We start from the raw sequence: 13,505 nt of genomic DNA on the forward strand, positions 1-13,505 counted from the left end.
CGGCGACGCCGGTAATCGCCCCTCCAATCGAACTCGGGCCAGGGAACGCACCCCCCGACCAGCCAGGAGTCTCCTCCTCATGCCGAAAACGACCCGCCGCACCGCCATCAAAGCGATGGCCGCCGGAACCGCCTTGATCAGCCTGCAAAAGTCGACCGCCCAGGCGCAAAACTCCGCCGCTAAGAAGTCGGTCAGCCGGCTCGAGAATCGCCACGACCGCGTCTGGCTGGGCGAAGAGTATTGGGCCAACCCGATGGAAGACTGGCGAATCGTCGACGGCGCCGCCGAGTGCCAATCGACCGGCGGGGATCGCAACGTCCACTTGCTCACCCATCAGCTGACCAACAATGGCGGCGCCTTCCAGATGTCGGTTCGCCTGCGTCAGGTCGCCATTAATCAAGAAGACGCTGGCGCCGGCTTCCGCATCGGCGTTCGTAGCGACATCAACGAGCACCGCAGCAACTGCTTTGCGAAGAACGGCATCAACGCCGGCATCATTGGCGATCAGCTCGTTCTGGCTGGCGCCAAAAAGCCGCTCTCGGGCAAGGTCGACGGCCAAGAGATCCAACTCAAACTCTCCGGCAAACCCTCCGGCAAAGGCTATCAACTGACGCTGGTCGCTTCGACGCCTGGCAGCGACAAGCCGCTCGCCACGCTCACCGAGACCGTCCCAGTCGGCGCCGTGCTCGGCAACGTCTCGATCGTCAGCAACTACAACAAGGCGCCTGCCAACAAGCGGGGCGCTCGCTATCGCTTTGAGGACTGGCAAGTCGCCGGCGACGCGCTGACCGAAACGACCGACAACAAATTCGGCCCGATCCTCTGGTCGATGTATTCGCTGAGCGACTCCCGCAGTGACGAAGGCTTCGTGCTGAAGCTGAGCGCCCTGACCGGCCCGCTCGGCAAAGACGATAACAAGCAAGTCGAACTGCTGGTCGAACAGGATGGCGATTGGAAGTCGCTCGGCATGGCCGAGCTCGATCCGGATGCCTGGGTCGCGACTTTCCGCGTTCCGAACTGGGACGAAAAGACCGCCACGCCGTTCAAGTTGGTCTATCGCGAAAGCCTGACCGATGGCGGCGTCAGCGAGTCGGATTGGACCGGTACCGTCCGGGCCAACCCGGTTGGTCGTCCGCTGCGGTTTGGAGCGCTGACCTGTCAAAACGATTACGCCTTTCCTTACGAGCCGGTCGCCAACAACCTGCTGGCGCTCGATCCCGACATTCTCTACTTCTCTGGCGATCAACTGTACGAGAACCATGGCGGTTACGGGCTGATTCGCGAACCGGCCGATCCGGCGATCCTCAACTACCTGCGGAAGTACTACCAACATGGTTGGTCGTTCCGCGAGCCGATGCGCGATCGGCCAACGCTCTGTCTGCCGGATGATCATGACGTCTTCCAGGGGAACATCTGGGGTGAAGGGGGTAAGGCGATGATCAGCGGCGATACCTCCAGCGCCGGCGGTTATCGCGAGCCCGCCAAGATGGTCAACGTCGTTCACAAGACCAACTGTGCCCATCATCCCGATCCGTACGATCCGGCGCCTTGTCTGCAAGACATCAGCGTCTACTACGGCGACGTCGTCTATGGCGGCGTCAGCTTCGCCGTGATCGCCGATCGCCAGTGGAAGACCGGCCCCGACCATGTCGATACCGGCGGCGGTCGTCCCGATCATGTGCCTGATCCCGAATTCGACACCTCGAAGCTCGACAAGCCGGGCCTGGTCTTGCTAGGCGAACGGCAAGAGGAGTTCCTGCAAAAATGGGTCGACGATTGGCGCGGGCACAACATGAAAGTAGTCCTCAGTCAAACGGTCTTCGCCGGCGTCGCCACGCATCATGGCGGCTTTGACGGCTACCTGAAGGCCGACCTCGACTGCGGCGGTTGGCCCCAAACGCCGCGTAACCGGGCGGTCAACATCCTCCGCAAGGCGATGCCGCTGCACATCAATGGCGACCAGCACCTGACGACGATGGTGCAGTACGGCGTCGACAAGCAACGCGACAGCTTTTGGTCGTTCTGCTCGCCGGCGATCGCCGTCGGCTATCCGCGGTGGTGGCGTCCCGACGAACTTGGCATGCCGCACGAAAACCGCCCCAAACATGGTTTGCCCAACACCGGCGAGTTCATCGACGGCCTCGGCAACAAGGCGTACGTCTACGCGGTCGGCAACCCGGAAGTCGCCAGCAAACGGAACCGCTACGAGCGGGCTCACCAAAAGGGAAGCGGTTTCGGCATCGTCACCATTGATACTGCAGCCAAGACCTACAAGATCGAGTCCTTCCGCTTCCTGGTCGACGCGACCGACGGCAAGCCCGAAAGCCAATTCCCCGGCTGGCCGATCACCCTGCAGCAAAAGGAAAACGGTGGCCAGAACGTGATTGGCTGACCAAAGCGGAAGTTATGCTACGCAACCTGCGCTGCGGACCAGTGGACCGGACCGTGGCGCATTTTTTTTTGACCTCGCGGGCTACGATCGGACTGGACCGCTCGCGCACGTTTTTTTCTTCAGCCCCAAAGGGGCGCCGCTAAAGTAGCCCTGGGTGTGTCGATCGATCCAATGCCTAAGCCCCACGGGACGATCTAACTGAAAGCACGCGGTCGCCGGACCAACTGGACTGGACCGTTTCCATTTTTTCGCGCCGCACGCGTTCCACCAGTTCGCCCCTTCAAGACTTGCCACGCTTAAATGTTCCCAGTCACAGGGGTTACGTCGCTGGCGCGACTTCATCCCGGACTGCTTTCGATTTTCCCACTGGGGCTAGGAACCGGACTGGACCGCCCGCGCACGTTTTTTTCATTGGCTCAAACGCCATGCTCAACCGCGAACATTCGTTCGCCCTCAAACGAACACTGGACCACTGCGCGATCTTTTTTTCGCCGTAGTGGACTGGACCGTAACGTTTTTTGAAGCGCGCTTCCTACCAATTCATTAGCACCCAAACGGAAAGTGGACTCGACCGCGCGTTTTTTTCCCGGATCCTAGTCTGAGGCGCGAGCCGAGGGAGACCGGATCGCGCCCCGCAGATAACTCCATTCCGATCTCGGCCAAAACCGAGGTGGACTCTTGCCGCAAATTTTCCACTGCGTTCCCTCCGCTCGCGATTTGGGCTACGATTGGACCATCCACAGCGCACGCTACGGCGAATCGACCACAATTCCGTGCGCTTTGTCAAGCAAATCGATTGTGGACAGAAGCGGCTGACTCGTGACTCTTGCCGCTTTTGGCTTTCCGCTTTCCTTCGGCTCGCGCCTCGGGCTAAGATCGCTAGGCCATATACGCCGTCGGATCTTCCAGCCCGTGCTTGGCGAACGCTTCTTTCCGTTCGGTACAGGCGCCGCACTTGCCGCAGTGCTCTTCCAAACCCTTGTAGCAGGTCCAGGTCAGATCGTACGGCACGCCAAGCTCGGCGCCGCGCTGGGCGATGTCTCCCTTGTCGATATCGACGAAGGGGCGCCACAGCTCGACCGGATTCCAGTCGCACAGTTGGGCCGCTTGGTCCATGGCGGTGGCGAACTCGGGCCGGCAGTCGGGATAGATCGCGTGGTCGCCGCTATGGGCGCCATAAGCGACGGCGACGCACTGCTGGCTGATCGCCCAGGCGATCGAGACCGACAGCAGGATCATGTTCCGGTTGGGGACGACCGTCAGCTTCATGTTCTCTTCAGCGTAGTGCCCTTCGGGAATCTCGATCTCTCGCCCGCTTAAGCTGTTAGCCCCAAACAGCGGATTGATCGCCGACAGATCGGCGACCATGTGCGGCACGTTCACCCCTGCACACAGCTTGCGGGCATACTCCAGCTCTTTCACATGCCGCTGCCCATAGTTGATCGAGATCGCGCAGACGTCGTGCCCGGCATCGAGCAAGTGGTAGAGGAGGGTTGCGGAGTCCATCCCTCCGGAAACGACGGCGACGACTTTTGGCATGGGGTTAGCGCTCTAGAGCGTGGCGGAACATGCGAGATTGTGGATACGCATTGTACTACAATCAGGCTCACCATGATGTTTCTTCGATCACCCCAACCTTGGAATCCAAGAATGGATCCGCTGCGAGTCTTGCAAGCCATCCTTTTTTGCAGCATCCCGATCGGACTGTTGGCGATTCTGGCGGCTTTGTATCGACTTCGCGTCACGGCGCAGTTGCTCGCGGCTCTCTGCATCCTGATCGGCGCCATGTTGACGCTGGGACTGGCGTTCCAGCTGATGTTTTCCGAAGGGGTCACTATCTTTGCCGTTTCGCTAGCGCCGGCGGCCCTGGGCGGCGTCGCGCTGGTGGTCGATCGCTATGCTCGCAATCGCCCTGCCTTGAAGCGGTTCCAGGTATCGATTCCACTTTTGCTGTACGGAACGCTGGTGATCGGCTGCTTCTTTGCGTTCGACAAGTTTTCGGAAGGGCTCAACCGCCGCGCACTTGACTTTCGTATGACGAAGATTCTGCAGATCAAGGAGATCGAAAACGTCGTCCCCATTGGCGCCGGCTATGGCGTCCCTTCCGACGTCGATGAGGTCGAGTTTTCGCTGGCGGGTCATCCTGACTCAAGAATGACCATGGGAGTGAGCCACTATTACGTTACCGACGACTACATCTATGGGCCATCGTCCCCAAATCGAATCCTACAGATTCGCGACCGGAAGGTTTTCGCCATGGTTGAGCACATCATCACAGACCCGCAGGGAAATCGCTGGAGGATGATTCTCAATGATAAACCTGGCTTGCGCTGCGATTTCAATGGCCGTTTGAACGAACTGATCCCGCTGGAGATCAAAAGCATCGACGCACTCGTGCAGCACTACGACGAGCTAGCCGATATCGTGGAAAAATGGCCAGGCCCCGACAATCCCGGCAAACATACCAATGTCGATGGTTCGACGATTACGTACTTGGTTGAGGAATCGCCCACCGCGAGCCACTAATCACGAACAGAGAACGCCCCTCTCGCCATGACCATCGAACAGGTCCATTTCGGCCTCTTTTACATCCTGTCGATTCCGCTGTGCTTGCTGGGCGTTTCGGCCGGACTGGCGGCGGTGGCGTATGCCTGTTGGGGGCGGTTTGAGCGGGCGAAGTGGCTGGGGAAAATGTGCGTCACGGTCGGCGGGGTCAGCGGGTTTTGGCTGGGCGCGGTCAGCGTGGGGCTCGAGTTTTCTTATCCGTGGATCTTCGCGATTCCAGCGCTGTTGGGAGGCGTTGCGCTTGCGCTTTCTTATCTCTATCGAAATTCGCCGCCCCTGGCGCGGTTTCAATTTACGATACCGATGTTGCTCTACGCGACGGTGCTGGCGGCGATTGTTGCATGCGGTGCGAAGCTCTGGCTGGTCGACGATACCGATTACACGCGGCGCAATGAAATCCGCGCGAATTTGGCGCGGATGAATTCGATCTCTGGCACGCGGGTGCTGGGACCCATTATCGGCCGATACGATGGAGAGGAGTACGTCCCTCATGAGATTGAATTCTCACTCTCCGGACGGCCCGATACTTTGGTGAAGATCTTTGCGGATGAGCGGTTGCGAACCTGCGACTCCGATGAACCGCTGCGGAAAGTCGTCCTGCATCAGGTTGGTCGCGTGCGGTTTCGGGCGACGGTCGACTCGAGCCAGATGGATTATCCTATCGAAGTGATGGGCATCAACGTTGGCCCGAACGGGTTGTTCGCGGATCAGTTTCCCTTTCCCTTGCGATCGATCGATGACTTTGTCGATCACTACGACGAACTGGTGAAGATTTTTGAGACCTGGCCGCGCGAAGATCAGCCTGGCAGATTTGCCTATGAAATCGATGGCGTTGAATACGGCGAAATCGAGTACTGGGCGACGGAAGAGCCGCTCGGCCGATAGTTGGGACAGGATCGAGCGCACAAAAAAACGAGGCCGCCCAAGTGGACGGCCTCGTTCGTATCTCTGGTCCTGCTGCAGCGATCATTCAACCGCCCCAGCGAGGCGACTAAACTTCTTTCGAGTCGATCCAGGTCATCAGCTTGCGGAGGCGCTTGCCGACTTGTTCGACCTGGTGGCTTTGTTCGTTGCGGCGGATCGCTTTGAAGCGAGGAGCGCCGGCGCGGTTTTCCAGGATCCAGTCGCGGGCAAAGGTGCCGTCTTGGATCTCGTTCAGAACGCGCTTCATTTCGGCCTTGGTTTCGGCGGTGATGATGCGCGGGCCGGTCGAGTAATCGCCGAACTCCGCGGTGTTCGAGATGCTGTAACGCATGTAGTTCAAACCGCCCTGGTAGAGCAGGTCGACGATCAGCTTCAGTTCGTGCATGCACTCGAAGTAGGCCATTTCTTCTTGGTAGCCCGCTTCGACCAGCGTTTCGAAACCGGCTTTGACGAGTTCGCTGACGCCGCCGCACAAGACGACCTGTTCGCCGAACAAGTCGGTTTCGGTCTCTTCGGCGAAGGTGGTTTCGATGACGCCGCCACGGGTGCCGCCGATCCCCTTGGCGTAGGCCAGGCCGATCTTGCGGGTTTCTTCGCTGGCGCCTTCGCCCAACGCGATCAGCGACGGAACGCCGCCGCCGGCGACGTATTCGCTACGCACCAGGTGGCCCGGGCCTTTCGGCGCGACCAGCAGGGTGTCGATTCCCTTCGGCGGCTCGATCTGGCCAAAGTGGAAGTTGAAACCGTGCGAGCACATCAGCACGTCGCCCGACTTCAGGTTGGGGGCGATGTGGGCCTTGTAGACGTCGCCTTGAACTTCGTCGGGAAGCAGGATGTTGATGACCTGGGCCTTCATGCAGGCGTCTTCAATCGACATCGGCTCGAAACCGTGCGATTTGGCCAGGTCGTAGTTGGCGCTTCCCGGACGCTGCCCGATTACGACGTTGCAGCCGCTATCGCGCAGGTTCTGGGCTTGGGCGTGTCCTTGCGACCCATAACCCAAAATAGCGATCGTCTTATCCTTCAAGACGGAAAGATCGGCATCGTTGTCGTAATAAATCTTGGCGGGCATGAAAAAAGTTCCTGTAACGCAACAAAACGGGTGTATGGAAAGCAGGCCGGGGCCATTGTCGCCCCAAGGCCTGCGAGCATGCGAAAGTGGAGCCAAAGCGCCGCACCATCAGCGGCGGCGAAATCCCCTTGGCTTAGTCGACCTTGGCGCCGCTGCGGACCATCGCGATGCGGCCGGTGCGGGCCAGCTCGGCAATGCCGAACGGACGCATGCAGTCGATAAAGGCGATGATCTTGTTTTCGGGGCCCGACATTTCGATCACGACGTCTTCAGCGCCGATGTCGACAATGCGGCCGCGGAAGATGTCGGACAATTCGCGAATTTCGCTTCGCTTGCCGCCAGAGGTCGAGACCTTGATCAGCATCAAGTCGCGTTCGACGAAGTCTTGCGAGCTGACGTCGTAAACGCGGACCACCGTGACGATCTTTTCGAGCTGCTTGCGAACTTGCTCTAGTACCTGATCATCGCCTACAACTACAAACGTCATCCGCGACAGGTTGGGTTCTTCAGTTTCCCCGACCGCAAGCGAATCGATATTGTAGCCACGCGAAGCCAGCATCCCCGAGATGTGCGCAAGCACCCCGGGCACGTTCTGGACGACCGCCGAAAGGACGTGTCGCATCAGTTTCTCCCAGTAGAGTCAGAATAAACCCGCATGATACTTGGCGTTATAAGCGGGAACAAGTAGACGAGACATCCCAAGAGCGGCAGGTTCGCCCTGGCGCAAGAGAAACGCGGAAACTTCATAACGCGTTTTCCTCCAATAACTTGCGTTTCCTCCTGACTTTCGAAAAACTGCCCTGAATGGATCGCCTGCGAGGCCCCAGGGGAGCCTGTTTTTTGGTTTCCCCGGAACTTCCATTACGTTAGCATGGGATTATTGGGCATTCCCCCCCGTTTGCCCCTCCCTACCACCCAACTTCCCGCCCAACGCGTCGCATGAACGTTGAGAGTCCACGAACGCCGCGGCCTATCGCCCGAAGTCGCTCGGTCGATCAGTGGCCCAACTGGCGGACGATGCCGGGCTGGATACGGGACCGCTTCATTCAGGTCGAGCAATTCGAAGAGCCGTCCCAAGGGTGGGAGATTGCCGAGGTCATCCTGGCCGAAGCCGTTTCTGGCGGCGAACCAAACGACTTCTACTATCTGTCGGTCGTGGTCGATACCGACGCCGAGCGCGATGTGGAGGTCGACTTCGGCCATGGCGCTTTCCGCCGACCCAGTCGCGCCGGCAACATGCTATTTGGCGACCAGACCTATGCCGACGGCTATCTCAAGGGCGCCGGGCCGTTCCACAACATTGCGTTTTACATCCGCAAACAGGCGTTTCACGATCGCCTATGCAACATCGTCGGCGACGACGTACCGCCGCTCGACGTCTTGCAAACCAAGTCGTTTCGCGACGATGGCCTGCAGACGATGCTCAAGTACCTGGTCAAGCAATGCCGTCATAACGACGCGCCGCTGGCGCGGTGGGACTCGGACGAAACGATCGACGGCATCTGCCGGCGACTGCTGCTGTTTGCGGGTCAAAAAGAGCCGGCGATCGGTCCCCAAGATCGCCTGCAGCCCGAAGGCGTGAAGCAGGTGCTGGAATATGTCGATGCGCATTTCACGCAAGATCTAACGCGTGATCAACTGGCGCAGATCGCCGGCGTCGCGCCGGGGCACTTCACCCGACTCTTCCGGCAAACGACCGGCGAAACGCCGAAGCGATATTTGCTGCAGTTGCGGATTGAGAAAGCGAAGCAGTTGCTACTTACCTCTTCGCAGCATCTGGGAATGGCGGCGATTGCGGCCGAGTGCGGTTTCTCTAGCGCATCGCACTTTGTGATGGAATTCCGGAAGCAGTTAGGCGTGACGCCGGACGTCTTTCGTCGCTACCACTAGCAGTCCGTTGATTTTCTCAACGGGCTGCTGGATCGCAGGGATGCGATCCCAAAATAGCGACGTAAGTCGTTATTTTGCGAGCCGCGAAGAGCGATGCTCTGAGCCTGGCGAGGTTGGAAAATGCCACGAGGGCATTTTCCAACAGGCAGCTAGCGGCCGCGGGCGCCTTCCGAGGCGACAACCGGCGCCCAACAAAGGCGCATCTGCCGGACAATTGATCGAGCGTCGCCAATCGCCTGCGCGCTTTTCTTGATATGCCCCCAGCGGCCGAGTTTCGATTCGCGTTGATTAGGAAGAACCCGTAGTCATCGTAAACTCTTTTCAAGACGGCACTTGCGGCACACCTTAGTCAAGCCGTCAAGCCTCTTGCGAGGGGGTGCAACGGGGGCAAGGCGCCACGCTTGCTACTTTTCCACCTCGAGACCCAACGATTGCCCATGCGATTCATCACCTTCATTGAACCAGCGGCAATCGAGATCGAGGTTCCATTTCGTCATCGCTTGTATTTGCAAAAGAGGAGTGGCCATGCGTCGTGCCGGATTTACGCTTGTCGAACTTTTAGTGGTGATCGCCATCATCGGCGTGTTGATCGCGCTGCTGCTACCAGCGGTGCAGCAAGCCCGCGAAGCCGCGCGGCGCATGAGTTGCCAAAACAACATGAAGCAGTTGGGCCTGGCGCTGCACAATTACCACGACACCTTCAAGGTGTTGCCGCGGGGCGGTCACCCCGACCTGCCGAACGGCCTGGACGCGTGCAGCCCGCATGTCGCCATCCTTCCATTTTTGGAAGGGAAGAACATCTATGACTTGTACAACTTCGACGAGTCGTGGGATCACAGCTCGAACCTGCAAGTCAAGAACATGATGCCTTCGGCGTACGCCTGTCCGTCGGGCCCCGGCGATGGCGAGACCTACGACTTTGAGAATTCCGACGGCGATATCGAACAGCGGAAAGCGACGAGCTATGTCTATGTGGGCGACGCCAGCGAACGCGTTGACGGCAGCTTCGTGAACTTTGGGCAAACGCTCGTCTCGTGCACGCCTCCGGATGGAAAGATCCGCTATCGCAAATTTCGGGACGCCCTCGACGGGCTCTCCAACTCGCTCTTTATGGTCGAAAGCGCCGGTCGCAGCCGATGGCTGATTGACGGCGAAGCGCAACCTGCCGATCGGTTGCCGGGTCGCGGCTACTATTGGGGCAATGAATGGGAGTGTTGGACCGGCCCCATCGCCCATACCGGCTTTGTCGCGACGGCCGTGACGACCGACCCGTCGACTGGCGAGAAGAACCTCTCGTTGTTCGTCGGCAGCCGACGCATGAACTTTTCCAACAGATATGGCCGCCCCTACTCGTTTCATCCCGGCGGTGTGATGTCGCTGTTTGCCGACGGTTCGGTTCACTTTCTGACGGAAAGCATGGACGTTTACACGTTGCAATACCTGGCGGCCTGTGACGACGGCCAAACGATCCCGGGAGAATTCTAAATGAGCGAGAAGTCCTTTCGTTCTCTGCGATTCCTAGCGGCATGGCAGAGCGTCGCGGTCATCGTCGCTTGTCTGGCCGGCTGCAGCAGTCAGCCTGATTGGCAAGCGGACGCCTATCCGACATCGGGTACCGTGCGAATTAACGGAGAAACGGCGATCAACGCTTTCGTGATGTTTCATTCGCTCGGGGGCGACGTCGACGTTCGCAAGTCGGAGCCCTGGGGCATCGTTGGCGCCGACGGCGTCTACCATGTCTCGACCTATGGCGATCAAGACGGCGCTCCGCTGGGGGAATACGCCGTGACGGTCACCTGGCCCAAGAACATGCGCGATCCGTACAGCAGCGATCGTATGAGCAACAAGTTCGCCTCGAAGGAGAAGGCGCCGTTGGTCGTGAACATCGCACCCGGCAGAAACGAACTGCCGCCCATCGAACTCAACGACGTCAAGCTGCGTTAGCAGGCAGTTAGAGCCGCATCTGACGTGCACCAAGTCGTCCCTGACGCCCTCACCGATTCGTGACGTCCTCCAGATCGTTTGCGAAACGGTGAGCGGCGTTTTTTCGTTTACGGTTCGTCGTCGGCGGAATCACTGCTGGGACGATGCCGACCGATCAAACGCGTCACGTCGGCCAACACCTGCGGCAGCGCCCAACCGCCGGGAGACGCTAGATAGCGCGACGTCCAAACCGGCTTGAACTTCGACTTGTAGGCCCGCAGCCCTTCGAAGCTGTAGAAATGGTCCCCATGCCGATAGACCAGGCCGGCCACTTTATTCCACATCGGGGCCAGCTTGCGGTCTTCGATGCCGGACAGCGGCGCCATGCCGAAGTTGAACCACTCGTACCCTTGCTCCTTGGCCCACAGCAGCAGCTCAATGAACAGGAAGTCCATCAGCCCTGGGATCGACGAGTCGTAACGCATCAGGTCGATCGACGCCTCTTCCTTCGGCTCGTTGGCCAGGACATTGGCGAAGGCGACGATCTTCTCAGCGTCCCGAATCACCGCGATGTCGAAGTGGCGCAGATACTCTTCCTCAAAGAAGGCGAGCGAGAACCCTTTCTCAGCCGAGTTCTTTTCGGCCAACCAACCGTCCGAGATCTCTCGCAGCCGCGGCATCAGTTCGGCCGTTTGATCGCGGGGGACGATCTCAAACGTGTAACCCGACTTCTGCAACTTGTTGCGGGTCGAGCGGAGACTCTTGAAGTGGTTGCCGGCGATCGAGTAGTCGCGAACCGGCACTCGGCCATCTTCTCCCAACTTCAGCAGCGTCAAACCTTGATCGAGATAAATCGACAGGCTCTCCGGCGCCACCTGGTAAAAGACGGGCCAGCCATGATAACGATCGCACAGCTCGCGAAACTTCCAGACCAGTTCCGACCATTGTTCGACCGGACCGACCGGGTCTCCCATCGCGACCCACGATCGCCGCTCGACGGCGTACATGATGAACGCCGTGTTGTCGTCGCTGAACAAAAAGCGTTTGTCTCCGAGCAGCGCCAAGGTCGACGAAACCCGCGGCGATTGGGAGACGATCGCCGCGACCGTCTCCAACTCAGCGGCGGTTGGCGGTTCGGTCCGTGGGCCTGGCGCCCGCGATAGCAACTTCCAAATGGCAAAGACCAGCACGACGACCGCCACGCCGACACTGGCCCGCAGGAAGCGCGATGCGTCGCCATGAAAGGTGAATTCCCACCACAGGTCGTTTTGGTAGTCGACGTGACGATAGCTGAAAAAGCCGAGCCACGTGGCGCTGACGAGCGCCAGCGCGAGCAGCGCCAGCCAACCAGGCGAAAATCGCTCATGCACCAGCGAGCCTTTGCGATAGAACTGATCGCGACAGGCGACCAGCGCGATCAGGACCAGCGACAACAGAATCGCCGCTTCGTAGTCCAAGCCTTTCAGCAGCGACGTGATGATGCCGGCGACCAGCAAGAAGGCGGCGCCCCACCAGGCCGAGTCGAGCTTCAATTGCAGACCCCGCGCGGTCAAAAGCAATGCCACGCCGGCAACGCTTCCCAAGAAGTGCGAAGCTTCGAGAAACGAGAGTGGAATGTAATGCTTCAGCGTCGTGATCCGCTCGCCAATGCCAGGCGTGTTGCCCGACAACAGCAGCACAACGCCGGCGATGAAGGCTGCAAACGCCAACAGCGTTGGCAATAGCGACGAGGCGATCTGCCACGCCTGACGCGCAACCGGATCAAAGTGATGCCGATGAGCCCGATACTCCTGGGCGCCCAAGAGCAAAATGGCGACAAACAGCGGCAGCAGGTAGTAAATCACGCGAAAGACGAGCAGCGCCGCGACCACGTCATCCTTGGCGGTCGATTCGGTCAGCGTCAGAATCACCAGTTCAAAGACGCCGACGCCGCCTGGCACGTGCGTCAGCACGACGGCGATTTGCGCCAGCAGGAAGACTCCCAAAAACTGCGGATAGCTCATCCCCACGTCCGGCGGCAACAACACGTATAAGCAGCCGCACGCGATCATGATGTCGGCGATGGCGATTCCCAACTGGCCGACGGCGATCCCTGGGCCAGGCAGGCGGATCTCGTGGCCGGCGATGGTGAACGGCTTCTTCCAGAGGAACGTCAGTCCCATGTAGACGACGGCGCTGGCGACCAGCAGCCATCCAAGTCCCGAGACCGACGTGATCGGCAAGTGCAAGTCAGGCGGCAGCGTGAACGGATCGAGAATGAATGCCAGGCCGCCGATCGCGAAGACGCCAATCCAGAAGGTTCCCCCGAGCATGATCGAAATCTGCAGCACTTCGACCGACGAGAGTCCTAGTACCGAGTAAGAGCGATAGCGGACCGGCACCCCGCCCAGCGTGGCGCCAAAGTTGTAGCTGGCGGCGAAGCCGGTAAACGAGGCGAACGCGACTCGCAACAGCGGCAGCTTCCGGGCGATCGCCTTGAGCGCCAGCAGATCGTACCCGACTAGCACGACGTAGTTCAAAATCATCAGCACGATGCTGAAGGCGATTTTCTGCGGCGGCATCGCGCTGAGACTCTCGCGGACGTCATGCCAGCGATAGTTACGAAGTTCATGCGCCAGCAGCCACGCGGCGGCGATAAAGATCAAAACCGCGAGAAAGGGAGACAATCGTGACAGAAGTCGTTTCATGGGGGAAGTTCTAACTTACGACGGGGCGCAACGCTACAAATCGCCAAGCGCA

10 protein-coding genes are annotated in these 13,505 nt (G+C 59.4%); 6 read left to right on the top strand and 4 right to left on the bottom strand.

All coding sequences use genetic code 11. The features are described 5' to 3' along the window. Nucleotides 1-79: 79 nt before the first annotated feature. Entirely contained in the window at nucleotides 80-2,392 is a 2,313-nt protein-coding gene (locus Enr8_RS00165) for an alkaline phosphatase D family protein (RefSeq protein ID WP_146428609.1), read from the top strand. A gap of 879 nt (nucleotides 2,393-3,271) precedes the next feature. Here the strand turns inward: Enr8_RS00165 and queC are convergent. Then, a complete protein-coding gene (gene queC / locus Enr8_RS00170; protein ID WP_146428610.1) occupies nucleotides 3,272-3,931 on the bottom strand; it encodes a 7-cyano-7-deazaguanine synthase QueC in 660 nt (219 codons plus the stop codon). A 111-nt stretch (nucleotides 3,932-4,042) separates the two neighbouring features. Here queC and Enr8_RS00175 point away from each other — a divergent pair, with 111 nt between their 5' ends. Together Enr8_RS00175 and Enr8_RS00180 are read left to right on the top strand one after the other, a co-directional pair. After that, entirely contained in the window at nucleotides 4,043-4,918 is an 876-nt protein-coding gene (locus tag Enr8_RS00175) for a hypothetical protein (RefSeq protein WP_146428611.1), read from the top strand. Between the two features lie 27 nt (nucleotides 4,919-4,945). Further along, a complete protein-coding gene (locus tag Enr8_RS00180; protein WP_146428612.1) occupies nucleotides 4,946-5,842 on the top strand; it encodes an MFS transporter in 897 nt (298 codons plus the stop codon). 106 nt (nucleotides 5,843-5,948) lie between these two features. Here Enr8_RS00180 and ilvC read toward each other — a convergent pair whose 3' ends face one another. Both ilvC and ilvN read right to left on the bottom strand, forming a co-directional pair. Continuing rightward, nucleotides 5,949-6,953: a ketol-acid reductoisomerase gene (gene ilvC / locus Enr8_RS00185; protein ID WP_146428613.1), complete on the bottom strand. Its 1,005-nt coding sequence runs from the start codon at nucleotides 6,951-6,953 to the stop codon at nucleotides 5,949-5,951. A gap of 133 nt (nucleotides 6,954-7,086) precedes the next feature. After that, nucleotides 7,087-7,575, bottom strand: coding sequence for an acetolactate synthase small subunit (ilvN, locus tag Enr8_RS00190; RefSeq protein ID WP_146428614.1), 489 nt, complete (start codon nucleotides 7,573-7,575; stop codon nucleotides 7,087-7,089). Between the two features lie 317 nt (nucleotides 7,576-7,892). Here ilvN and Enr8_RS00195 point away from each other — a divergent pair, with 317 nt between their 5' ends. The 3 genes from Enr8_RS00195 (at nucleotide 7,893) to Enr8_RS00205 (ending at nucleotide 10,787) form a co-directional block, all read left to right on the top strand. Next, entirely contained in the window at nucleotides 7,893-8,843 is a 951-nt protein-coding gene (locus Enr8_RS00195; protein ID WP_146428615.1) for a helix-turn-helix domain-containing protein, read from the top strand. Between the two features lie 525 nt (nucleotides 8,844-9,368). After that, complete coding sequence (locus tag Enr8_RS00200) at nucleotides 9,369-10,328, top strand: DUF1559 domain-containing protein (RefSeq protein WP_146429927.1); 960 nt, start codon at nucleotides 9,369-9,371, stop codon at nucleotides 10,326-10,328. Continuing rightward, the gene (locus Enr8_RS00205) at nucleotides 10,329-10,787 is read left to right on the top strand and encodes a hypothetical protein (protein ID WP_146428616.1); all 459 of its coding nucleotides are present in this window, start codon (nucleotides 10,329-10,331) and stop codon (nucleotides 10,785-10,787) included. Nucleotides 10,788-10,894: 107 nt separating this feature from the next. Here Enr8_RS00205 and mprF read toward each other — a convergent pair whose 3' ends face one another. Beyond that, nucleotides 10,895-13,453, bottom strand: coding sequence for a bifunctional lysylphosphatidylglycerol flippase/synthetase MprF (gene mprF, locus Enr8_RS00210; RefSeq protein ID WP_146428617.1), 2,559 nt, complete (start codon nucleotides 13,451-13,453; stop codon nucleotides 10,895-10,897). Nucleotides 13,454-13,505: the final 52 nt, after the last annotated feature.

The organism is Blastopirellula retiformator, from assembly GCF_007859755.1.
GTDB lineage: Bacteria > Planctomycetota > Planctomycetia > Pirellulales > Pirellulaceae > Blastopirellula > Blastopirellula retiformator.